The following is a 21,669-nucleotide window of genomic DNA, read 5'->3' on the forward strand; positions in this document are numbered from 1 at the left end:
CCACCACCACCACCACCACCGTTGGAGTTAGACGGCAACCGTCGGGGTCTTCAGGCATATCTGGCACCCGGGGCTTCAGATTGGTCTCCGCTAAACGAGGATGCATTTACCATCCTCAAAGGCGCACCACCTACTGATCCCCTGCAGATCAGTTCAAATCGTTCAGCTCTGTCAGACATGCTTACCGCAGCATTGCAGATACCCAACCTAGGTTTCCTAGCAGGAAGCGGGACATCACTAGGCGCGCCAGGTGGCCCAGGTATGGGAGACCTCTGGAAGCGATCTATGTGTGAGACAGGAACTTGGACGCTTACGGGGTTGGCTGCTCAGGTGGCGGGAACGGTGCGTTATCACGAAACACTCAGTCCGAATATTGAGCACTTCCTATCGCAGTGTGACGCTTATCTGGCTTTCAATGATGACGCCGCTGTGAGGGCATTTGTCAGCGATGTGAAGGCTATTATCTTGGATGCTTGTTCAGCCTTCCTCAGAGCCCCTAGTGCTGACATATCAGCTTATCGGCATTTACTTCAAAAGCTGGCCAGACGACGAGTCCGGGATCCTCGCCTCAAAGTGTTCACGACGAACTACGATATGTGCTTTGAAACAGCGGCGTCAGATCTCGGCATGATGGCTATCGATGGCTTCTCGTACACTCGAAGACGCCGATTTGATGGTAGGCACTTTACCTACGATATCGTGCGTCGAGAAGCTGAAGGCCACGAATTCGCTGAAGGTGTTTTCCAGCTCTTGAAGCTGCATGGATCAGTAAGCTGGAGCAGAGACGGTAAAGAAATCTACGAGGATGCAGCACCTAATCCAGCTAACGCGTGCCTTATTTATCCGGCAAAAGGAAAGTACCAGCAGGCATTTTTGCAGCCTCACCTTGAGCTTCTGTCACGCTACCTGGAGTTCTTACGCCAGCCCAACAGCTGCCTCATCGTTGCCGGCTTCGGATTCAACGATGACCACCTCTCCGAACCGATTTTCTCTGCTATTCAATCTAACCCCAGCCTAAAGCTCATCCTGTGTGACTTCCAATGCATCACGCACCTGCACAACCGTGGATTCCATGGCTCAAGTGATTACTGGGGTAGATTTCACGACTTGGCCAAACGAGGCTTCGACATCCACTTCATCAGTGGCTCTTTCAGTGACTTAGTCAGTCATATCCCGCACCTGCGCACCGCCTCGCCTGCGGAACAACTTGCCAACGCTGTGAAGCGTATAGGAGGCCAGAGATCATGATATCGCTCGATGGTATTTTGGCTAGCAACCTAAAAATCGGGGTCGTCTCAAGCGTAAGTGCTCAGTTGGTAAAGACGAACCTTGCTCACGCAGGTAACGTGAGCGGCCAATATCTAGGGCACAACCGATACGGCAAGGGTGAGGTAGGCGAACTCGTATTGATCGAAGGTCAACAGGCCGTATTGCTTGGGCGGATCACCGAAGTAACACTCCCGGATAGAGACCGAACTGAGATATCCCAGGACTTTGCGGGCAGCCGTCAAATTGATGCCATCGGCTTCATTCGGCTTTTAGGATCAGTGAATCCGCAGTCATTGCGAGTGACCGCTGGTGTGAGCTCATACCCGCGTTTAGGTGACCGGGTTTATTCAGCACCAGGGGAGTTTATCTCTCAAATTCCCTTGCTAACCTCGGCTGGAGTGGACGGAACGCCCCCAGAAATTTCGCTAAATCTTGGGCACGTTGCAGGCGACGGTGGTTTCCCAATCGCAGTCACCCCCGAGAAAATCTTTGGTAGACACTGTGCAATATTGGGATCAACAGGCGGAGGGAAAAGTTGGACGACCTCAAAGCTGATTGAAGAGTGTCGGCGTTTCGCTGCCAAAGTGGTTCTCATCGACGCAACCGGTGAATATCGGTCTCTTGTAGGCGCAGACACGCTTCATTGTCATCTAGGCAGCCCAATCTACCGCGCTCCAGATTCGATAGAAGTTGCGATCCCTCCGACAAGCTTCACCGAAACTGATTTTATTGCGCTCTTTCAACCTTCAGGAAAGACTCAAGGGCCGAAACTCAGAGAGGCCATCAAGAGTTTGCGGCTCGCAAATCTCGCACCAGATTTATTTACTGATCGAATCGTATGGAAAGTTGACCAATCCCGGGCGACGTTCCGACAGGCCATGAACAGGGGGAACAATGCGAACCTGGTGGGCAATCCAAACCAGCCTTTCGATCCAAAATTCCTCGTCCGCCAATTGATTCAGGAATGTTGTTACCCAACATCTTTCAATGACCCAGAAAGATTCGGCTCAGCTAACAATGAGATTTCTCACTGTTCATCCTTGATGACCCGCATCATGGGCGTTATGGAATCTCAGTCGTTGAGCTGTGTGTTTAGCCCTCCGCCCGAAATCAGCAGCCTTGTAGAGCAACTGGAAACTTTCCTCGCTAGTGACAAAACTCTATTCCGGATCTGCCTGAGCGCAGTGGGGTATGAGTTCAATGCTCGAGAAGTGATTGCCAATGTTATTGGTAGGCTGCTCCTGCAGCGCGCTAGAGCTGAAGCATTTCGATCAAAACCTCTAATCACCATTCTCGATGAAGCGCATAATTTCCTGGGTAAAACCATTGGTAGTGAAGATGATGTTCAGAATCTGGACGCCTTTGAGTTGATTGCCAAGGAGGGTCGGAAATACGGTCTGAATCTCTGCCTAGCAACTCAGCGCCCTCGTGACATAACCGAGGGTGTCTTGAGCCAGATGGGGACATTGCTCGTTCATCGATTAACCAATGATCGTGATCGAGAGGTGGTCGAGCGTGCCTGCGGCGAGATTGACCGATCAGCAGCTGCTTTTCTGCCCAATCTAAAGCAGGGTGAAGTAGCCATGGTGGGAGTAGATTTCCCTATCCCCGTGACGATCCAGATTGGCCGTCCCATACAACCGCCGATTTCGGATGGGCCCAGTTTCCAGAGTTCCTGGGCCAGGCATGAGGATATTCAGTAAGAAGCATTCCATCTATTTCCCTCCCTGACGTTACCGCAGAGTGAGGGGTGTTGGGGGCCGCACCACTACTGCAGTAAGTGCGGAGACAGGTGGTGCTGACTACGGGACAACCGCAGAAATTGCCGGAGGCTTACACGACCATTACCACGCTGGAAGGCCGCGATTACGTACCGCGAGTTGACGGTTGTCAGTACCCAAAATCGGCCCTCGCGCTCCGCCTTAATGACGTCAGAAGTCCGGATCAGATGACCGTCGCCGAACCGTCCATATTGATCTTTACGCTTGTGACCAAATACCACGCCTATGCCAGTACGAGCCTTTATGGATACTCCGCAGAGATAGGCTGTTATCGGTTTGTCGAAGCCTTGCGCTTGTGCTTTTAGGACTCGTGCGAGATCGAAATCTGTATGGCGCTTTCCATGAAAGTTCACATCCAACGTGTTCAGCATAATTGCGCTCCTTTCGCAGCCCCTATGGCCTTACCAAGAAATCCAAACGGAACCATCTGCCCTGGTATCGTGCGGAATTCTTGGTAAATTTCAGGCTGTACGAATCATGTTCGCGTGATAGATCGGGCGGAGGTTGCTGAGAGCATCGCTGCTGAAGCCAGGTTGGTGAGAGCTGTGGTATTTGAAGCCGGTCTCTACCTCCAGCAGGCACACAACACACTCGTTTTGGTCTTCGCCAAGCGTCACCTTGGTAAGTATCTCCATGCGCCAACCTCCCGTGCCATTCATGTGGGCGGGAGTGACTACTTGCACCTCTGTGATGATCGTCTCAGCGTCTTGGGCAATCAGCAGTTGCTGAAGCCGTGGTTCGCTGTCGATCATCAGAACCGCCTCGGTGATTCGGCCCTCGTGCTTAGCCTGGATGGTGACGTGATACCAGTGAGAGCGAAGCACTCTTGAAACCTGGTGCCATTGGTACTGACCGGCACCAAACATGCCGGGCAGGCCGAGCATGTCGGCATCATGTGTTCTAAACATGGTATGTGCTGCGCCTTAAGGAGCTCCGATACGGAGCGCAGTTAGAAGAGGGAAAAAACATCCTTCAAGGTTGCGGGTTGTTCATGGCCGGGGCCAATCAAAACGTAAGTAGTGTTCCTGGTTTCGAAGACAACACCATCGTGGAAACCTGTGCACATGCTTGAACGAACCCAATCGCCCCGTTCGAAACGGCCTTGGCTATCCTCGGCCACGTTGTGAGCAAACAGGATCATCGGGAGCTGGCCCGCTGCATGACATTTGAAGAGTTCGTCGCGTGTGACTTCGATGCGAAATATTGTCCAGTCTCGAACCAGGCAGTAAGGCTTTCCGGGAAAACGTTGGTTCGCCAGTGTTCGTGCTTCAGAGCTGCTCGACAGGCCTTCCAGTGGTGTACGTGGCCCCTTCATAAAGTCGGGCTCTTCGACGCTAGCCATAATCTCTTCCCTCAGTAATTACCATCAAATTGACAATTCAACCTTTCTGCCCGCCGCTCACGATGGCTTGGCTGACCCATGAGGGCGCTGCCTTCTCCATGTCATGGCGTATGGGCAGGGCTATTAAACATGCACACAAGCCAACAGGCAATCATAATGAACCCAATCAGGCGTGTTATGACGAATTCAGATGTGGCCTCATCCTCAGATTTGATTGGGGAAAAATACCAATGGATGCGGCAGAAGCACTGGCTGTCGTGGTTCGTGGGATTCGCAGAGGGCAAGGTCTGTCCCAGGAGGACATCAACAGCCTCGGGCGGTCTCATTTCAGCCGGATAGAGCGGGGGAAAGTTAGTATTGGGCTTGATGTGCTGGTACGGCTTGCCGGAATCCTAGATCTCGACCCGGCTACGCTTCTACTAATGGCGACCTCCGTGCAAAATCACGAGTCATTCCGAGACGGTCAAAAGCGTCTCTCGAAGCAACTGACGAGAATCAAAAAGTCAGGCATCGATCTTGAAATTGACTCCCAGGCTCTGGCTGGGAAGCCACCTCCTGGTCGACCAGCTCGTGCTGGGGCGGCGGCTAATGTGATTGAGGCCAATCGGTTGAAGAAGGAAGGAGTGCCCGTTGTCGAGATCGCGGCAAAATTAGGGCTGTCTGAGGCTACTATTCGAAGATACTTAAAAGTAATCCAAAAAAACTAGGTGATCTCGTTGTTGAGAGCTTCCGAAAACTCTCGTCTAACAGGGTGGGATTTAATGAGACCTCAATATCTGGCGGCTCACCACTTCCTGTCATTCAAGTGAGCGCAAACAGCCAGTCACTGCATTCCTTTTATCAGACAGCATTTTTTGTATTTTCTGGTAGATCCGCAAGGACATGGATCATTTCGGCCAATATTTTTGGGCTGATCTGGAGTTTTTACTCGCTTCTCCGAAATGTTATCTAGAATTTTGTATGTATTCATTATTTTCTGAGCAGCTACCCGTTCTTCGCTTGAAAGAGGAACTGACGCATCAATAGCGAATATAGTTTCTGAGCCGCCTGGACTGCCTTTAGTGTCAGCGCCTAGTATCAAGATTTCTCTAGCTTTTTGGAATTTATAGCGGGCTACATGGGCATATAGCTGCATGCATGCTGTTCGATCCTGCCTGTACTCTTCGTAAGATTTATATTTATCGTCCCATGGAAAAAACACGAATACGTACATCCGACCGGGATTACTCAAAGACTGCACTGACCGAGAAGAGCGAATACCTTTCGGCACGCTATCAAATTTTTCGAATAGGGTAGAGGCTAGGCAGCTGCTCGAATGGACGTTCTCAGAAGCAAGGACTTGAACGGCATTTGAATGAGTTAGAAATGGAAGGTCGCGTCCCTCACCGACACGCGCGTCAACAATGCAGTCAGCAAAGCGAGCTGTAATTTCATTCCATAGTCTGGCTTTAACCTTATGCTGGTGCCGAAGCGCATACGCCACGGTTCGTCTGTAATGCTCCCACTCGCCCTCAGGTATGGCAAAGAAATTTCCTTTGTTTTCAGGTAGGTTTTGGATATCTCCAAAGCCGCGATCACCATCCTCTTGTAAATAGAATCCTAATGTCTCTTCTTCACCAGCACTAAGTAATAGCTTTTGCTCTCGGATCGCCTTTTCTTTCACTTCCAAGTAGTGAATGAAATCCGCTGGTGTGGCTAACTCTTCAAGAAGAAGATGTATGCCGCTTTCATCAAGTACGTGAACGAACGTTTTTTCTTGGTCAACGTCCCCTACGAAAAAAGGTTTTTCAAGAAGTGTTTTTTCAGGAACCTGATAGTAGTAGCCCAGCGTTCCACTGCTGCCCGGTTTTATAGTGTCGAAGAACCGTTTTGCATGCTCACCGATTCCTCGGGTGACCGCTATCAGATGAATCTTCAAGCGCGGATTGGTCAGGTCGAATGGGAACGGATCTTCCAGCTTGCTATTGAGAAAAATTTTATCAGGGTGGTTTCGTACAAAGCTTTCAGCGGCATGGAGTTGCTTGGCAGACTCCTTTACTGCTCCTCTGTACCAACGACTCCAAGCGAGGTTGATTTCACTGTGCGCCTGGAATTTAACATGTCCTTTATCCGAGAAAAGAATAAGGGTGTTGTCAAAATAGACTGTGAGATCGATGAGCTCTTTTCCTTTGCCCGCTGATCTAAATAAGCTCGGATAGCACCATAAACTGAAAAACGTGTTTGTAGCGATTGATGAAAGAATCCTTTCGCTCTCGTTAACGCTTGGCTCTTTTTGGATTGGCTTTAGCATTTTTCTTCCCTGATTGTTGTGAAGGTAAAATCCTCAAAAGCCTACCATCAAAAGTGGTTTTCTTATGCCTGTTGTTCTGCGAGTCTGAATACAGGTGCAGGACTTATCCTGACGCCGCCAGCGAGACTTGAAGCGGTCAGAAGGGTATAGGGGCAACGTATACGACAGCCCGCACGATGCACCTAGGAGAGTGCAGACTGCCGTGCAAATGAACCTCATCTTGGCTGCCGGCCCTCTCGTGGAGGTCATCCACATTTTGGGTAACCACAGTCAGCTTAGGCGCGTGGCGGGCGAGCTCAGCGATAGCGAGATGAGCACCGTTTGGCTGCGCCTGGTGAGCCTTCAGCCGGCGCCATTCGTACCACCCCCAACACACGCTCGGGTCTGCACGAAATGCTTCAGGAGTCGCAAGCTGTGCGGGATCAAAACGCTCCCAAAGTCCACTCAGCGCATCCTGGAATGTTGGGATGCCGCGCCCCAGCACCTGTGAAGACAACAACATGCTTAGACTCCCTCACTGCTGAGCCAGGGTACTGGTGATCATAAGCATTCCTTCGGGCCGGATCTCATTTGGGTGCCGACATTATGGGCGTTGGGTTAAGCTTGCCTGTCTCGCCTCATCATAAAGTCAGCGAAGGCATTCGCTGGGTTGTGCCCACCTTCATCACCAGCCCTTCCAAGTGATTCTGGGGTGACATCTGTCGTAGGCCAAACACAGCCGCTGACGAAATCATGCAGAAAGCCTAGGCTGTCTAGCTTCATGAAGAACTCATCGTCTGTTTCGCCCTTCTGCCGTTTGGTGTAGTAGTACGAGAGCGCGCTGGTGAGAACGTCGGTAAGCTGTATACCATCAGAATCGTGTGAGGCACTGAAGGCCAACGTATTCAGCCTCAGGGGCAACTCAATCTGGGCGTTTCCGAAGCCCATCACTTGTTGCTCTTCAGCCTGTTCTTCGAGCTCGGCGATTGCCGTGAAAAAATCGGCCTGCCGTTCCAGTGGCTCCGAGTCATCGCATATCGCGTCGAACCGGGCGTGCTGCCTTCCCCACTCAACACACAGCGAAAAGAAAGCCGGGATCGCAGGGTTGAAGGTACTCTTGGGCAAATCTTCGAGGGCATCCCGGACAATCACCGAGGTCATGGACAGCACTTCGAGCTCCCACTCCATCGGCAGCGTGCTCTGTGCGGCAGCTTCTTTCATCACCTCCAAATGCTCGTAGAACGCCGTGATTGCTTCCTCGCTCTTCTCGCCGCACATGTCGTAGTAGATGGAGAGGAATTGATCGAAGCAGGCATCCCCCACTGCCAGGGGAAGGCAAGTGAAGAGCATGTTGCTCAGGGCGATGTTCTGGCCGTTCTCATAGAGGTTGAAGTCGAATTGGTAGTAAAGCAGCGGCTCCAGGAGGTCATCGATCACCTTGGTCAGCAGCATGAACCGCTTGTGAAACACCTGTGCCTTAAAGCGCTCAGGCGACACCAAGTCGGACTGGAATAGCTCAATGATCCGATCTTGTCCTCGCCCAGACTTTCGAAGTTTTTTGAAGTGGATTTCAGCCGCCTGCTTGGAGCGCAGTGGGCGGAGAAGCTGCTCGCACTCTTCAGCGCTGAAGTCACACGAGCCAAGGATAAACAGTGGTTGGTCGAGATCGGCTAGCTGACGTCCTGTGTTGCCTGATTCGTCGAAGTAGATTGTTGTCATTTCGCTACCCTGCGTTTCTGCCTTCGTGGAGTATCAGGTTAAAGCCGAAGGAAGGGAAATATGGACTAGCAGCCTATGTTGGGAAGTCTGGGTATCTCGAAGCGTTTTGAATGGCCAGCTTAAAGCTGGCCATCACCTCATCAATCTCAGAACTCGTGCTCAACATCATCGAAGAAATTTGCGTCTAGCTCGTACTCCAGCGAGCCGAATCGCGCAAGCAGATTGGCTCTCAGTTTCCCCTCAGCTTCCGGTTCAAAATTGATCCAGTAGCTGTACACGAGGCCATCATCAGACTCGTTAGTCGTGATCTCTGATCCGGCCAAGAGCTCGCCGTCTTCGACCGATATCCCCAGCTCGCTCGCGAGTGCTTGCGCCATGGACATGCGGTTGCTGTTTCGAGCCTCTTCCATCTGAGCCCAATACTCCTGCTCAGACCTACGATCTCGATCAGCATCCGACTCGATACTGGAGATGGACACGCCATCTTCTGCAAGCAACCACTTCCCCTCGCGGCGAAGCAATCCGACCGTGGCAGTAAGGAAGAACGCTGCACCGTGGTACACCCGTTCCTGGTGTTGCTGGCCTTGGTAGGTCAGCGAGACTCCCAGGATCAGTATTCCGGTTGATGCGGCGTACTCAGTGGTATCGACCGTCAAGGCGTCTACCGTGAACCCGCTTGCGTTTGTCTCCGCAATCGCACCGGAGAGCTGATCTTCCAGCTCCTGATCCAGATCTGAGTAGACATCGTCCTCGTGGATCGCGTCGCTAAAATCCTTGATCCCAAAGGCAGCCATCATCAAGCGCGGATCCTCGGGGTTCCGCTGGGCGACCATAGCAAGCTCGTGGTAATCAGCAAAGCCAGCCTTCCGGGCGAGTGTCTCTTGAGCGGCAGAAAGCTTCACGTCCTGATCACGAACGAGCTGCTTGGCTTGAGATTTGAAAATGTTGAGCGGGGAAAAGTCGGACATAGCAATGTCTCCAAAACCATCGACGCTTTGGTTACCGATTGCCTGTTCACCGGGCAGCGTCTGGTTAGGGACATGCCGATGTAAAACTGGAGGGTGACTATAGATGGGCTATTGCTTCGCGAAACAGGCGCCAGGCGACCATCACCGCCTAGTGGGATCATAGGTCAACGAGCCCAACTCGACAACCTAATGATGCTCAACTTCCTAGGTGGCATTAACGCGAGCGAAACTTAAATTTTGACGCTTTATATAGTCAAAAATACGACCAATACAAAAAAACAACTCTTGCAACAAAAAACCGTTGTCGCCGGTTCGTTTACTCTGATAAATACTGTATCTGTTGGGTGTTACCACCCAAGTGCTCTTTAAATATGACTGAAATTTGGGCTTGCGGTTGTTGACCGGGAAACTGGTCGCCTTGGTGTTCTCCTTGGCTTTCTTCGCCGCGCAGGTTGTTGCTGCCCATCGCTCCTCAGTGCTTAGCGCCTAGGGCAATCCCAAAGGTGATCCAAGGGTTTGTCTCTGATCGTTTGATGCGTTGAGGCAAAAAGTGATGCGGCGGTAATGCGGCGGACGGCTTATCAAGGGACTTGATAAGCAGAACTGTGGTTTGTAGTGGCATCTTCAGCGTTCCTTTCGGCCCGGAATGCTTGGCGGCGGGGCAATTTCGCCTGTCGTTGGGAACATCAGTCATGGTTAATTTAAAGAACCTGGCGCGCCGCAAGGCTCGTCAGTCTATGCACAACAGTGAAGATGCTCGTGTCATCGAGGCAGCTCCATCTCAAGAATCTAAAGCGGGTCGGATTGCGTGGGTAAAGGCTAAGGCAGTAACCCTGCTCAAGTGGATCACACGTATTCGTCTATGCATCTGGTTATGGGAAAAGGCTGTTGAGGGTTGGGATTTTGTCGATACAGTGGTGATTCCATTTATTGAGAACCTCCCATGACACAACAAACCACATCATTCGAATTCAGAGGGGTCGGTTCTTCGGGGCCGGCCCATCACCGGAAGCTTGGACATGGATGCTCCGTTCTATCCTCATAGCCCTATCCACAGTATCAGCGCCTTAGCACGTGCTCTCGGAGAGCCTGTCGAGAGACTACTCGCACTTGCTCAGCGTAACTCTCGCCTTTATCGATATGTCCCGCAAACTAAAAAAGACGGCATAACACCCAGACATACCTATGATGCTCATGAACCGCTGAAGACCATCCAGCGCAAGATCGTGGATCGGATCCTCCGCAAGGTTGCGTTCCCTGGATACCTGCACGGCGGCATTAGAGATCCCAAGCTACCCCGCAGCATCTACTCGAACGCTCGAGTTCATACCGGCGCCAAGACAGTCATCCTTCAGGACATCGCTGATTTCTTCCCGTCAATCACTAACGAGCACATTCAGCGCTTGTTCGTGGGGCTCTTCCGTTTCTCCGCAGATGTAGCCACTCTGCTTGCGAACCTAGTTACTCGTGAGGGCCAGGTTCCACAGGGGGCGAGTACAAGTAGCTACTTGGCCAACCTAGTTTTCTGGGACATTGAGCCGGCGCTGGTCACTCGCTTTAAAGCTCAGGGAATGGCGTATTCGCGCTTCGCAGATGACATCACTGTTTCTAGCAAAACTCGTATTGATCAAGCTACTACCACCCAAGTCATCGCATCTGTCACATGGATGCTCGGCCAGAAAGGTTGCTTGCAGAAGCGAAGCAAGTTGCACGTACGCAAACGTGGACAGGCTTTGATCTCCGGGGAAAAAGCAGAGGCAGTAACGGTGACGGGTTTGGTCGTGGACAAACCAATACCGGGTCTTCCTAAGAAAGCGCGGCTGGCTATCCGGGCCGCTGTGAAGCAACTAGAGGATCGAGTCAAAGGTAATCTAGGCCAGCTGACCACAGAGGATGAAAAAGAAGCACGTCAGGTGATGGGGCGCATAGGCAGATTGATCGCTTGCGGGCATCTCGATGGGCAACGCTTTAAGGCTAGGGTTCGAGCATTGCTAATGCGAGCCCCTTTGCTGGAGCGCTACGCTGGTAATGTCGAGTTTGAACGTCAGATTGTTGCAGTAACGCCGGCAGAGCAGAACTCTACTCCGCCCTCTGCCCTACCCGGTTCGTTACTACTAGATCTGCCATGGGACATTGAGAAAGCGACTGCAGAGCATTTGCGTCGACTACCCACCTAAGTTAGCCCGACATAGTTTGGCGTATCGCGTGCTGCTCAAGGCCAAAGATCAAGCACCTACCACGTCGTCGGCTAGCACTAATGCTGTAGTGGGATGCATGATGAGCGTGATTTCGCGCTGCGCAGCCCCTTTCATCCGGCAACGCCCGTGCTATCGCTCGTTCACAAGTTTTACAGATTCCAACAAGGCGCGCAGACCGACTTGCCTTGAGAAAGCCTTCGGAGGCATTGCGATAGCATCCTTCACGGCATCCAAATTACCGACGAAGACCACCTGCACTTGGGCTCGGGTTGCAGCGGTGTACACAAAGGTACGATCAAGAATACGTGACTTACGCACCGGGATGATCACCCGCCTAAACTGCGAACCCTGAGCTTTATGGACTGTGATTGAGTATGCCAGCTCGAGTGAATCGATATCAGTGTTCAGAATGTAGTGCTTAACCCCCTCAAAGGTAGCCATGCCTAGGGCCGTGCAACGATAAGGCTTGCCTTCAGCGCCAAGATCCACGGAGCGCGGCTTGTCAAAAACCTCATCTAGCTTGCCAAGAGACCCATTCTGGAGGTTACGAGCCCAGTCGTTTGCTGTATACATCACGAGATCTCCGACGCATAGTCCGGTCGCCTCAACCTCACCCGTCTCTTGGTTCTCGACCAACAACTGCCTGGTGTGATCCCCGTACTGGACGTGACAGATCCGGTTTAAAGCATCAACACCCGCAAATCGGCACGATCTCGTTGCTGACAAGATCTGGGTGTTTTCAGAATCTTGCTCATATAGCCTGAGGACGGTTGGAATTATCTGCTCATCAGAGCAAGGCAAGAACACGACCTCATCACGCTCATTCGAGCTAAATGTCGGAGGCTGGCCATCTCGAATCTGCCGGGACGCCAATGGAATTGATGAATCTTTGGCTTGGCGTTTGACCTCAACCAGCTCAGTGGTTGGCACCGCTGCCATACCGCACAGCACATGCAAGATCAGGCCGGCGCCAATTGGTGGCAGTTGATACGGATCACCCACCAAGATTATTTGAGACTCAGATGGCAACTTTTGAACCAGCCGGTAGAACGTCACGAGGTCAAGCATCGAAGCTTCGTCAATGACAATGATTGGTGCAAGGCCCATTTCCTTGTCGCCTACTTTGCGCAGGAAGCCAGCGATAGTGCGCGCTTCCTCGCCCGTAGCTTCAATCATTCGAGCCGTGGCTCGGCCAGATAGGGCCATTTGAAAACGGGGCCGCCCGGTTGTATCCAGCGCCTTGTAGAGCGCCTTGAGGACAGTAGTTTTCCCGACGCCAGCACCTCCAGTGATTACGCTGAATCGGTTTGAAAATGAAGTGGCAACGGCATCTCGCTGGGCTTGGTTCAAGCCAAACGCCGGTAGGCCAAGGTGAGCCCGCTCTTTTTCCTCGAAACGCGAGATGACATCGCTTACATCCACCTTGAACAACTGTGGCTGCATTAAAGGGATGGAGATCAAGTCCCTTATGAATTGGGCACAACGTCGCTCCATGAGCCACGAGCCAGGCGCAAAAAGCATCGGCCCCAAATGCGGTAAATCTTGGAATACAAACTGACCGACTCTCGCGCCAGCTAGAAGAGCTTCCGACAATACAGCTGTAGGTGCAGCATGTGGTTTGATCAGTTGGCCAACGGAAGCTTGAAGATCATTCAATGTGCTGCAGGTATGTCCCTGCTCAGAAACGCGATACAGGGCCTCCTCCAGTGCCGCAGCCAAACGTCGTGGATCGTCCAGACGTAGTCCAAAACTATGCCTAGCGACCCGATCAACGCAGTCCCAAGTACCTGCGAAGCTGAGCAGTCGATAGGGGTCATTGGTGAGAGCCCAGATTGTTTGTTTCTTATGGAAGCGAATCGCTTTGCGAGCGATATCCAACGGGATCTGTTTGTCTTGTACAAACCTCAACGTCTTAGCATCACCGTCCTGAGACCACCGCTCAAACATCCTGTTCCGGACGTCTTCGGTAGGGAGGATTAATTCAACCGCCCCGTGGTCAGCGTGATCCAAGGAATCGTACAAACGCTCCCCCAGAGCGTCCCACAGACGGGTGGCTTTGACTTCTCCAACACCTTTGACGTTGTCCCCCAGCCATTGGATGACCTGGGAACCACTGGGGCGAACAATCCGTAAATCCTGGGCGTCCACGGTCAATTCACTGACCGCGAAGGTGCCATGGCTCCGCAATACAGTGGTCGCTTCGCCATAAACCTCAAAAATCGCCCCTACTGCGATATCCGAAAGCTTTGCAATAGCGTCTGAAACCCGAATGACGACAGGACTCGAACGATCATTGATGCCGAGGGCTACATCCATTCGATGACCGAATGCTATGCACCCCCTCTTGTTGACAGAGCGGATACTGGTGATACGGACGCTAACATTGATAAGCAAAGGAGCTGCGGCGCTCATCGAGGCATCCGTCCTGTTTCTTCCAAAAACTCAGTAATCAGTGCATGGCGACCAAGCATCTGCTTTGCGGCCTGAAGCTCTGCACGGAGTGCAGCGTTCTCTTGCTCCAGAGAATTGAGCCGCTGACCGTCCTGCCGACGCTGTTTGGCTTCAGTGTCCCTGAGCGCTGGCTCCAGTCGCTGACCTGCAGGCAATGAAGCGAGCAAGGGAGGCAGTATTCCTGCTGCTCGTAGCTCGTTTTCGAGGCTTTCCAGGGCCGAGCGGATCGCCGGGTTCTGCGTGAGTGCACTTTTCCCAAACCCGCACTCAGTCGCGATTTCGGAACGTTTCAGCTTGCCACGATGCACGTACCCTCTAAAGTCGTCATCAGACTTGGATGTCGACCATGCCATGAACGCCGCAAGGTTTTCTTCTGCGATCTGTTGCCCATTAGCCATTACGACTTGGCCTCTGACGAGTCGCGATCAACGAATGGAAGCGGAGCATCCAGTTTCTCAACCGACACATTGAATTTATGGGCGTTGTACTGCCAGCGCATAAACCGCTCAAGCAAACGTGCGTTTTCATGCTCAAGGCGAGAGTTTTCGGCTTCTAGCCGGCGAATTCGTTGCTCGGCAATCCGCAAGCTTGCTGGCGGCTTCACCTTTGCAAACCCCGACTTCAACCTTGCTTTTTGGTGATCGAAGGCGCTCCTGACTCTCTCCTGCAAGGCAAGCGTTTGCCTTGCAGGGCGTGTCCCAATCAAAGGCTCAACAGCATCGCCGAGAGCGTCCCAGCTAAGCTTTCCCTCCCATCCATCAATCAAGCCAACGACCAGATCGATATCTCTTTCGCTTAGGTGCTTGGCCATCGCTTACATCCCCATCAGAGCGCGGATCTCATCCATATCCGGTTCGTCTTGCTTCGGCGCAGGCAGGCTCGGAATTGTAGAGCGAGCAGCAATGGCGCGTTTAAGTGGACTGAATTCCTGGTCGTTACTCAAGCGGATGATGGTGCCATCTGGAGTGTCTTTCGATTCAAGGATCTGGATCAGTTGGTCAGCTCGTTCCAAGGTTTTGATCTGATGCTGGCTCCAGCGATCAGCGCCGTAGATACCGTCCTCGTTCGCTGCCTGAGCTTTCGCGAGCTGGACGCGAATCGAATCTCTGTGAATCTTGAGTCGTTGGAGTTTGCCATCGTCCCCTTTGACGCAGACTTGCTCGGTGCAGTTGAGGCAGTCCCGGTGCTTCTGGCACGGCACCATCGAAAGGTCTTTCACACAAAACCCGAAAATCGTGATGTGTGCGATCCCTTCACCGATGGCATCCAGATCTTCCAGTGTGACCGGCACGTTCTCTCGGATCTTGGTCAACGCGACCCCGATCCCAGCTTCCCTTGCCATTTCGACGTGCTCGTCGTCGGTCATGTGGTTGTAAGTGGCGTTCTGATGAATATTCGCCCGACCAGACCATTTCGCAATGTCCAATTGGCCTAATTCGCCACGCTGGGCAATCGTATTCAGGAAATGCCGAATCTGGTGTGACGACATCGAAATAGGGCTGCCGTCTGGATTCTTATAGCCATTGCGCTCCCAGATACTTCGCTCCTGACCATCGATGTAGTTGATGTCAGTCGTGAACGTGCTCTTTCCAGGGCTCCACACGATGATTGGCCGAGGAGACATATCCATACGCAGCTCGTTTTGACGGAAACAGCAAAGCGCATCGGAGTATTTGATGTGCCGCTCTTTATTCATCCAAGGCCAGCCCTTCGGCAGCAGGCTATGCATGTAGCCGTTGAGAAACCGTAGAGTTACATGGCCGTGCTTAGCGTAAAAAGCCAAGAACGGTTCGTACGATTTCATTCCGAGTTTGAGTCTTTGGCGGGAAACACCTAGTGAGTCTCCCGGATCCAACCCTATCGCCAAGCATGCTTGGGCATCCGTCAATAGCTGGTCTTCACCCACATTTGGGCAGTCTTCATGACGGTAGAACTCGTTCGGATTGGTTTCCAACCACTTTGCGAGCTTGCGACCTGGTTCGGACATCTCGGCAAGCCGGCGCACGGCCTCCTCAGCAACTTGCTCCATCGGCGTAGGCATCCATTTGATATCTGACTCATAGCCTTTACCTGCATAGAACCTCAGCCCAAGCCGCATTACTCCTTCATTGTCGAGCCCTCGGTGCAGGCAGTTCACTGGTAGATCCTGCACCTCCGTGACTCTCGACGGGGCACACATGCACAGTGCAAAAATGGATGAGGTGAAGCGATCTCGTGAGCCCAAGAGATCGTTGCTGAAGATCTCCGCCATTGAGTCTAGTAAGTAGTCAGGTAGCATTTTTGCTTGACGTCGCCCCTTAGCCACAGCATCTGTACCGTGAATCTCCTTTGGCTTTTTGATTGGGTTCTTCCAAGCGACTGGCGCAGGGATGATCCCGCTTTCATTAAGAAACTCTAAGAGCTTCACCAGGCTGATCCCTGCTTGGTATGACGACGCCTCGTAGGTGCGCGCAACCTGGGCAGCCTCGTTCATCACGCTGATGTCAGTCTGGGTGATGTCCGCGCAACCTTTAATCTCAAGGAGAGCAGCCTCAACACAGCGAATAGCCTTGAACTCATTCTTCAGTTTGCTCGGGCTATGTCCTTGCTGGTAGCGAACGTACGCCTTAGCGAAAGGAATGATCTCAGCGTCCATCAGCTGTTCTTGAGTAAACCCGCGAGAAGGAGCACCTTTCTTGGTGAAATTACCGACACCTGGCCAAGCGTGGCTGTACCAGTCCAGGTCATCGCCGAACACCGTGAGCCTGTCACGGCACATGAGAATGAACTCCTCTAAGTTTTGCCGACTGGTGACCTGAGCTTTGGGTACAAAAAGAAAGACATTAGACATTAACAAGCTCGCTCTTCATTGCATTGCAACGGGTTACCACATTGCTGACCGCAAGGATGAGCCGATCATTTACGGAAGCGATTTTCAGGTCACCCGTAGTATCACGCACGCTGTCGCGCTCACGAAGGAGGTCATCCAGAACAAGCTCATGTGGGCCGTCCAGCCACGGCTGGAAGTGAGAGCAGGTGTAACAAGCAATCGGGGCGAGCGCACCGCAGAAGCCATAGCTGCCACAGGTGCCAACGTTGCCTCCGGCACTGCATACCCGACTGGCAGGGTCGCCGCCGCGACGCGCCTTAGCCTCATCGGCGACGAGCACTCCTTGGAAGGCCTGTGCAATCGGAGCAAGCTGCAGCGCAACAGCCTTGTCGATACGTTTCACGATATCCGGAATGTTCTTCACGTAGACGCCGGCGTTCTGAATATCCGAGTGATCGAGCGCTTCAGCGATGATGTATTCACCATGGCCCTCTCGAGCCAGGTTTGTGCCCAAGGTGTAGCGAAAGCGGTAGGGGTTCAGATGAGTGACTGCTCCAGTTCGTTCACTGATAACTGCAACCACTTCTTTGACTTTGGTCATTACATAGGTGATCTCGACCACACGGGCGTGCAAATAATCTCCTGACAGTTGAACGCCAAGCTCCACATCATCATCATAATGTTTGATAGCCGGAAAGAGCGGTAACTCGGACGCCAAATTAGCGTTGAATTTGTCGCCGCAGGCCTCAATAAACGCTGACCTTGAGCTCTCTGCTTGCTGCTGAAGCAGAGTCCACAAGTCCTCTACGATTTGATACTTCTTAAAAGAGCCACGCCAAACTCCATGTTTCTGCTTTGCCCTAGGAAAGTTAACGAAATAGCGATCTCCCTGGAGAAATAAGTCCTTAATCTTGAGGGCTGCAATCTGAGCGGGGCGTCGGCCAGTCATTGCTAGAATCATTGCAAGGCAAACCTCGCGGAGGCTTAGGCTACCATCTGAGTAACAATCAATAAGCCTGGAGACAACCCCTTCCATCTCGATATCCGTGAGCGGCCCACTCTCAGGACACATCGACTGCACTGCGTACCCCTTCTCATTTCCTTTGATACGCCAGCCTTCCATCATTTTTAGCGTTTCAACAGGTACTCCCTGGTAGCCCAGGCTGACCCAGGTTCTGAGGAATGCACGCATCGAGCTGAGAGGCCAATCCTCACCGTCAAAAGCGGAACGATAGGAGATCATTGACTCTGGGGAGAACAAGAGGGGCCCTGTCGTAGACTCAAAATAGTCTCTGACTCGTTGAAAAATCGCCATTGTGTAAGGTGCAGAACACGTCTCACCATAAATTGCCAACACCTGTTTAAACGTCCGGTTAATCTCACTATCAAGCCATTCCGGAAGGCTATCCAGAAAAAATCCGGTATCTTTGTTTAGCTTCCAATGGTCGGAGAAGATCGCTACTTCATATCCATCCTTGGAAATAAAATCGGCACGCTCATAACGAGCAATGACAGTGCTGTTAACAATCATCAGACTTAACCCTCAAATGCTTTTTCTGCAAACTCATGGTCGCTTTCCCGGCAGCTTCTTTGATGTGTCTTTTGTTGTAAGTTTGTGCTGTTCCCGAGGTTTCACTCCAACCCATAAGGTACGACCGTAGTTTGCTCTCTCGTTCTTGGGTCAAGTCATTTCCTTCGCTGTTTTTGGAGAACATGTAATTCCAATGATGCCGCAACGCATGCGAGTGCACGCCTGAAAACTCAGCGGCCAAGTTCGACAATGAACCAATAAACTTCCCGAAGCCGGAGCCCGAGATAGGCCATCCGAGGGTTTTTCCAGGGCGATGGGTAACAAAAAGGTAGCCATGCTTACGAGCCCCAGGAACCTTGTTGCGGTAATCAGTGATATAAAGTTGGATCTTGTCCATCAATTCTGAAATAAGCGGAAATGTGCGCTCTCGCGTCTTCGCAAGCGGCTGATAGGTTCTGGGGTCACCGGCAGAGTCTGGCCGACGCACGACCCTCAAGGTGTATTTCGCAAAATCGAAGTCTTCGATCTTTAGGTTCAACAACTCGCCCCGACGCATCCCAGTTAGCCGGAGAACGGTAAACATCAAAGCGTTTCGATACTGCAATCCAATATCAGCAACAGGATTGGAGTCGCTTCCAGGCTTGAGGATTTCCTCCAAGGCGTCCAAGACGTTATCGTCAAGATCAGATTCCGATCTGTCCTTTTCCGTCTGGCTGCTTAGATTGGGCCGATTCGCTTTGACCTGAGCCACCATCGCCGCGATCTCATGAGCGCTAGTTGCCGTTACAGGATGCAACCTCCCAGCAAGAAATCCGACGTATTCGGCGATAACGCTCATGCGGTTGTACTGATTATCTTTAGCTACTCGATCCTGTTTTCCCCGAATGGCTACGACTTTACCAGCAGATGGCCACATGCTACTCATCGGCTTCTGCATGAAGTCTCTAAGAGAGTGGATTTCATGACCTACAAGCAGCTCGCTCCGCTTAAAGCGCGACTCCAGGTCGAGTCCGTAGTAGTTCTGCCAGGCATACATTGCTTTGAGTGCCGACAATGCATTGTCGATGGTATTGATCGAGAGCGAGGCCCCACGCATCTGTGCGGTTACGTAAAGCGCGGGGTAGTACAAAGGCATGCCAAACTCGTCGATCAGAATTGCGAACCTTTCGCCCGACTCGCCCTTAAACCGTCTGATCGCTAGTTGCATACACACCTCGAATACCTAACAGAAATTCAAGGTATGACCCTAGTAAAAATCGGTCAAGTTTTTTTTAACACGCCAAAAATGACAAAACCCCCGCAGAGCGGGGGTTTTAGGAGGAAACCTAACAAAAAGGTCTCTGCGGCTCGTCAGAACGGAATATCGTCATCAAAGCTGTCGAAGTCCGGAGCTGGCTGTGGCGCGGCCTGCTGAGGAGCCGGGCGCGACTGTTGCGGTGCCGACTGCTGTGGACGCGGAGCCTGCTGGCGAGGAGCGGATTGCTGGTAGTTGTTACCGCCGCCCTGGCCTTGTTGGTCACCCTGTTGAGGACGACCGCCCAGCAGTTGCATGGTGCCTTGCATGTCGACCACGATTTCAGTGGTGTAACGCTTGATACCGTCTTTTTCCCACTCGCGGGTCTGCAGCTTGCCTTCGATGTAGACCTGCGAACCTTTACGCAGGTATTCGCCGGCGATTTCCGCGACCTTGCCGAACATCGACACGCGGTGCCATTCGGTTTTTTCGACTTTCTGACCGGTTTGCTTGTCGGTCCACTGTTCGCTGGTTGCCAGACTCAGGTTGGTCACGGCGTTGCCATTCGGCAGGTAACGAACTTCAGGATCCTGGCCGCAAGTGCCGACCAATATGACTTTGTTAACCCCACGGGCCATTACGTTCTCCTAGGCTACGCACGCTGCCCCGGCCGGGTTGTTCACCAGGCTTTCAAGGGTGGTGCGATCCAATAGTTCGGTGTCCAATTTGATGTAAATCGCCGCTTCGTCTGCGACTATCACTGCATCTGTTACCCCTACGACGGCCTTCAGGCGCTCAACCAGCCCCGCTTCGCGGATCGCCTCGGGCGACAATGGCAAGCGCAGGCTTGTCACGTAGGGAGGTTCACGCATGGTAACAGCAAAGGCCAGCCAGAGGGCAGCCAGACCAGCGCATCCAAGGAACACAACCGACAGACCGCCATGCTGGAACAGCCAGCCGCCAAGTATGCCGCCCAGTGCCGAGCCAAGGAACTGACTGGTGGAGTAGACCCCCATCGCCGTGCCCTTGCCGCCCGCCGGTGAAACCTTGCTGATCAGCGACGGCAACGAAGCTTCCAGCAGATTGAAGGCGGTGAAAAACACCACGGTACCAATCACCAGAGCCCGCAAGCTGTCGCCGAACTGCCAGAAGAATAGCTCAGTGAGCATCAGCGTCACGACGGCGCCGAGTAAAACACGTTTCATTTTGCGTCTCTTCTCGCCGTAGATGATGAACGGGATCATGGCGAAGAAGGAAATCAGCAGCGCGGTCAGGTACACCCACCAATGCTGCTCCTTGGGCAGCCCGGCTTTTTCGACGAGCGCCAGGGGCAAGGCGACGAAACTCGACATCAGCATTGCGTGCAACACAAAGATACCAAGATCCAGGCGCAGCAGGTCCGGGTGCTTGAGCGTCGGTATCAGGGCCTGGCGCGCGACGCCGGATTCACGGTGCTGCAACGGGCCCGTGGAGCGCGGCACCATGAACATCACAATCACGATGCCAACCAGCGCCATGCCACCTGTGGCAAGGAACAGTCCGGACAGCCCGAAGGCACGGGTCAGCAACGGTCCTACTACCATGGCAACAGCAAACGACAGGCCGATCGTCATGCCGATCATCGCCATGGCCTTTGTCCGGTGCTGTTCGCGTGTCAGGTCTGACAGTAAAGCCATCACCGCGGCGGAAATCGCCCCGGCACCTTGCAGGATGCGCCCGGCGATCACGCCCCAGATCGAGTCGGCGTTGGCCGCCAGGACGCTGCCAAGCGCGAAGACGATCAGCCCCAGGTAAATCACCGGGCGGCGGCCAATGCGGTCGGAAATGAAACCGAAGGGAATCTGGAAAATCGCCTGGGTCAGGCCATAAGCGCCAATCGCCAGCCCGATGAGGGCCGGGGTCGCTCCTGCGAGGTCCATGCCATAGGTCGCCAATACCGGCAACACCATGAACATGCCGAGCATACGGAAGGCGAACACCAGGGCCAGACCGCTTGCCGCGCGGGTCTCGCTGCCACTCATGCGCTCGCTGTGGGGATCGTGCATGGAAAAACCTCATGTGAACCGGCGGCGATTCTACCAGTCCCATCGATTGGCAG

At 52.8% G+C, this 21,669-nt stretch carries 20 protein-coding genes and 1 pseudogene; 5 read left to right on the forward strand and 16 right to left on the reverse strand.

Going from position 1 to position 21,669, the window contains the following annotated elements:
• The first annotated feature begins 342 nt into the window (after window positions 1-342).
• Together PG5_RS24495 and PG5_RS24500 are read left to right on the forward strand one after the other, a co-directional pair.
• Complete coding sequence (locus tag PG5_RS24495) at window positions 343-1,248, forward strand: SIR2 family protein (protein WP_256228774.1); 906 nt, start codon at window positions 343-345, stop codon at window positions 1,246-1,248.
• A complete protein-coding gene (locus tag PG5_RS24500) occupies window positions 1,245-2,972 on the forward strand; it encodes an ATP-binding protein (protein ID WP_020799809.1) in 1,728 nt (575 codons plus the stop codon). The genes PG5_RS24495 and PG5_RS24500 overlap by 4 nt, the downstream gene beginning before the upstream one ends.
• Before the next feature lie 65 nt (window positions 2,973-3,037).
• On the opposite strand, the gene PG5_RS24505 is transcribed toward PG5_RS24500, so the two are convergent.
• From PG5_RS24505 to PG5_RS24515, 3 genes are all read right to left on the reverse strand, one after another.
• Complete coding sequence (locus PG5_RS24505; protein WP_042955708.1) at window positions 3,038-3,421, reverse strand: hypothetical protein; 384 nt, start codon at window positions 3,419-3,421, stop codon at window positions 3,038-3,040.
• A gap of 90 nt (window positions 3,422-3,511) precedes the next feature.
• The gene (locus tag PG5_RS24510; RefSeq protein WP_020799811.1) at window positions 3,512-3,958 is read right to left on the reverse strand and encodes a hypothetical protein; all 447 of its coding nucleotides are present in this window, start codon (window positions 3,956-3,958) and stop codon (window positions 3,512-3,514) included.
• Between the two features lie 41 nt (window positions 3,959-3,999).
• The gene (locus tag PG5_RS24515) at window positions 4,000-4,392 is read right to left on the reverse strand and encodes a hypothetical protein (RefSeq protein ID WP_155943747.1); all 393 of its coding nucleotides are present in this window, start codon (window positions 4,390-4,392) and stop codon (window positions 4,000-4,002) included.
• Window positions 4,393-4,454: 62 nt separating this feature from the next.
• Here PG5_RS24515 and PG5_RS24520 point away from each other — a divergent pair, with 62 nt between their 5' ends.
• The gene (locus tag PG5_RS24520) at window positions 4,455-5,099 is read left to right on the forward strand and encodes a transcriptional regulator (RefSeq protein ID WP_155943748.1); all 645 of its coding nucleotides are present in this window, start codon (window positions 4,455-4,457) and stop codon (window positions 5,097-5,099) included.
• A 116-nt stretch (window positions 5,100-5,215) separates the two neighbouring features.
• On the opposite strand, the gene PG5_RS33855 is transcribed toward PG5_RS24520, so the two are convergent.
• The 5 genes and pseudogenes from PG5_RS33855 to PG5_RS34490 form a co-directional block, all read right to left on the reverse strand.
• Window positions 5,216-6,682 carry an SEC-C metal-binding domain-containing protein gene (locus tag PG5_RS33855; protein WP_020799813.1) on the reverse strand — a complete coding sequence of 489 codons (1,467 nt, stop codon included), beginning with the start codon at window positions 6,680-6,682 and terminating at the stop codon, window positions 5,216-5,218.
• A gap of 142 nt (window positions 6,683-6,824) precedes the next feature.
• Window positions 6,825-7,200: pseudogene (locus PG5_RS24535) on the reverse strand (Sir2 family NAD-dependent protein deacetylase); the annotation flags it as partial.
• Window positions 7,201-7,279: 79 nt separating this feature from the next.
• Entirely contained in the window at window positions 7,280-8,380 is a 1,101-nt protein-coding gene (locus tag PG5_RS24540) for a DUF3800 domain-containing protein (RefSeq protein ID WP_042955713.1), read from the reverse strand.
• Window positions 8,381-8,526: 146 nt separating this feature from the next.
• On the reverse strand, window positions 8,527-9,348 hold the full coding sequence (locus PG5_RS24545) for a hypothetical protein (RefSeq protein ID WP_020799816.1): 822 nt from the start codon (window positions 9,346-9,348) through the stop codon (window positions 8,527-8,529).
• Window positions 9,349-9,664: 316 nt separating this feature from the next.
• On the reverse strand, window positions 9,665-9,814 hold the full coding sequence (locus PG5_RS34490; protein ID WP_020799817.1) for a hypothetical protein: 150 nt from the start codon (window positions 9,812-9,814) through the stop codon (window positions 9,665-9,667).
• A 226-nt stretch (window positions 9,815-10,040) separates the two neighbouring features.
• Between PG5_RS34490 and PG5_RS24550 the strand changes: the two genes are divergently transcribed.
• Entirely contained in the window at window positions 10,041-10,295 is a 255-nt protein-coding gene (locus tag PG5_RS24550; protein ID WP_042955714.1) for a hypothetical protein, read from the forward strand.
• A gap of 72 nt (window positions 10,296-10,367) precedes the next feature.
• Entirely contained in the window at window positions 10,368-11,525 is a 1,158-nt protein-coding gene (locus tag PG5_RS24555; RefSeq protein ID WP_020799819.1) for a reverse transcriptase family protein, read from the forward strand.
• 150 nt (window positions 11,526-11,675) lie between these two features.
• Here PG5_RS24555 and PG5_RS24560 read toward each other — a convergent pair whose 3' ends face one another.
• The 8 genes from PG5_RS24560 to PG5_RS24595 form a co-directional block, all read right to left on the reverse strand.
• Window positions 11,676-13,958: an AAA family ATPase gene (locus PG5_RS24560; protein WP_020799820.1), complete on the reverse strand. Its 2,283-nt coding sequence runs from the start codon at window positions 13,956-13,958 to the stop codon at window positions 11,676-11,678.
• Window positions 13,955-14,395, reverse strand: coding sequence for a VPA1267 family protein (locus PG5_RS24565; protein ID WP_042955715.1), 441 nt, complete (start codon window positions 14,393-14,395; stop codon window positions 13,955-13,957). Before PG5_RS24565 ends, PG5_RS24560 begins: the two co-directional genes overlap by 4 nt.
• Window positions 14,395-14,808 (reverse strand): hypothetical protein, encoded by a 414-nt coding sequence (locus tag PG5_RS24570; protein WP_042955716.1) that lies wholly within the window; start codon window positions 14,806-14,808, stop codon window positions 14,395-14,397. Before PG5_RS24570 ends, PG5_RS24565 begins: the two co-directional genes overlap by 1 nt.
• A 3-nt stretch (window positions 14,809-14,811) precedes the next feature.
• Window positions 14,812-16,827 (reverse strand): integrase, encoded by a 2,016-nt coding sequence (locus tag PG5_RS24575; protein WP_042955717.1) that lies wholly within the window; start codon window positions 16,825-16,827, stop codon window positions 14,812-14,814.
• On the reverse strand, window positions 16,820-18,337 hold the full coding sequence (locus tag PG5_RS24580) for a site-specific integrase (RefSeq protein ID WP_020799824.1): 1,518 nt from the start codon (window positions 18,335-18,337) through the stop codon (window positions 16,820-16,822). The genes PG5_RS24575 and PG5_RS24580 overlap by 8 nt, the downstream gene beginning before the upstream one ends.
• Window positions 18,327-19,544: a site-specific integrase gene (locus tag PG5_RS24585; RefSeq protein WP_020799825.1), complete on the reverse strand. Its 1,218-nt coding sequence runs from the start codon at window positions 19,542-19,544 to the stop codon at window positions 18,327-18,329. The genes PG5_RS24580 and PG5_RS24585 overlap by 11 nt, the downstream gene beginning before the upstream one ends.
• A gap of 143 nt (window positions 19,545-19,687) precedes the next feature.
• Window positions 19,688-20,209: a single-stranded DNA-binding protein gene (locus tag PG5_RS24590; protein WP_020799826.1), complete on the reverse strand. Its 522-nt coding sequence runs from the start codon at window positions 20,207-20,209 to the stop codon at window positions 19,688-19,690.
• Window positions 20,210-20,218: 9 nt separating this feature from the next.
• The gene (locus PG5_RS24595; protein WP_008065728.1) at window positions 20,219-21,616 is read right to left on the reverse strand and encodes an MFS transporter; all 1,398 of its coding nucleotides are present in this window, start codon (window positions 21,614-21,616) and stop codon (window positions 20,219-20,221) included.
• Window positions 21,617-21,669: the final 53 nt, after the last annotated feature.

Source organism: Pseudomonas sp. G5(2012) (assembly GCF_000408945.1).
Classification (GTDB): Bacteria; Pseudomonadota; Gammaproteobacteria; order Pseudomonadales; family Pseudomonadaceae; genus Aquipseudomonas; species Aquipseudomonas umsongensis.

Coding starts and splice junctions, on each gene's coding strand:
- PG5_RS24505 (WP_042955708.1), bottom strand. CDS start 3,421: ATGCTGAACACGTTGGATGTGAACTTTCATGGAAAGCGCCATACAGAT.
- PG5_RS24545 (WP_020799816.1), bottom strand. CDS start 9,348: ATGTCCGACTTTTCCCCGCTCAACATTTTCAAATCTCAAGCCAAGCAG.
- PG5_RS24590 (WP_020799826.1), bottom strand. CDS start 20,209: ATGGCCCGTGGGGTTAACAAAGTCATATTGGTCGGCACTTGCGGCCAG.
- PG5_RS24555 (WP_020799819.1), top strand. CDS start 10,368: ATGGATGCTCCGTTCTATCCTCATAGCCCTATCCACAGTATCAGCGCC.
- PG5_RS24570 (WP_042955716.1), bottom strand. CDS start 14,808: ATGGCCAAGCACCTAAGCGAAAGAGATATCGATCTGGTCGTTGGCTTG.
- PG5_RS24575 (WP_042955717.1), bottom strand. CDS start 16,827: ATGTCTAATGTCTTTCTTTTTGTACCCAAAGCTCAGGTCACCAGTCGG.
- PG5_RS24510 (WP_020799811.1), bottom strand. CDS start 3,958: ATGTTTAGAACACATGATGCCGACATGCTCGGCCTGCCCGGCATGTTT.
- PG5_RS24565 (WP_042955715.1), bottom strand. CDS start 14,395: ATGGCTAATGGGCAACAGATCGCAGAAGAAAACCTTGCGGCGTTCATG.
- PG5_RS34490 (WP_020799817.1), bottom strand. CDS start 9,814: ATGGGCAGCAACAACCTGCGCGGCGAAGAAAGCCAAGGAGAACACCAA.
- PG5_RS24520 (WP_155943748.1), top strand. CDS start 4,455: ATGGCTTGGCTGACCCATGAGGGCGCTGCCTTCTCCATGTCATGGCGT.
- PG5_RS24500 (WP_020799809.1), top strand. CDS start 1,245: ATGATATCGCTCGATGGTATTTTGGCTAGCAACCTAAAAATCGGGGTC.
- PG5_RS24595 (WP_008065728.1), bottom strand. CDS start 21,616: ATGCACGATCCCCACAGCGAGCGCATGAGTGGCAGCGAGACCCGCGCG.
- PG5_RS24550 (WP_042955714.1), top strand. CDS start 10,041: ATGGTTAATTTAAAGAACCTGGCGCGCCGCAAGGCTCGTCAGTCTATG.
- PG5_RS24540 (WP_042955713.1), bottom strand. CDS start 8,380: ATGACAACAATCTACTTCGACGAATCAGGCAACACAGGACGTCAGCTA.
- PG5_RS24515 (WP_155943747.1), bottom strand. CDS start 4,392: ATGGCTAGCGTCGAAGAGCCCGACTTTATGAAGGGGCCACGTACACCA.
- PG5_RS24585 (WP_020799825.1), bottom strand. CDS start 19,544: ATGCAACTAGCGATCAGACGGTTTAAGGGCGAGTCGGGCGAAAGGTTC.
- PG5_RS24580 (WP_020799824.1), bottom strand. CDS start 18,337: ATGATTGTTAACAGCACTGTCATTGCTCGTTATGAGCGTGCCGATTTT.
- PG5_RS33855 (WP_020799813.1), bottom strand. CDS start 6,682: ATGCTAAAGCCAATCCAAAAAGAGCCAAGCGTTAACGAGAGCGAAAGG.
- PG5_RS24560 (WP_020799820.1), bottom strand. CDS start 13,958: ATGAGCGCCGCAGCTCCTTTGCTTATCAATGTTAGCGTCCGTATCACC.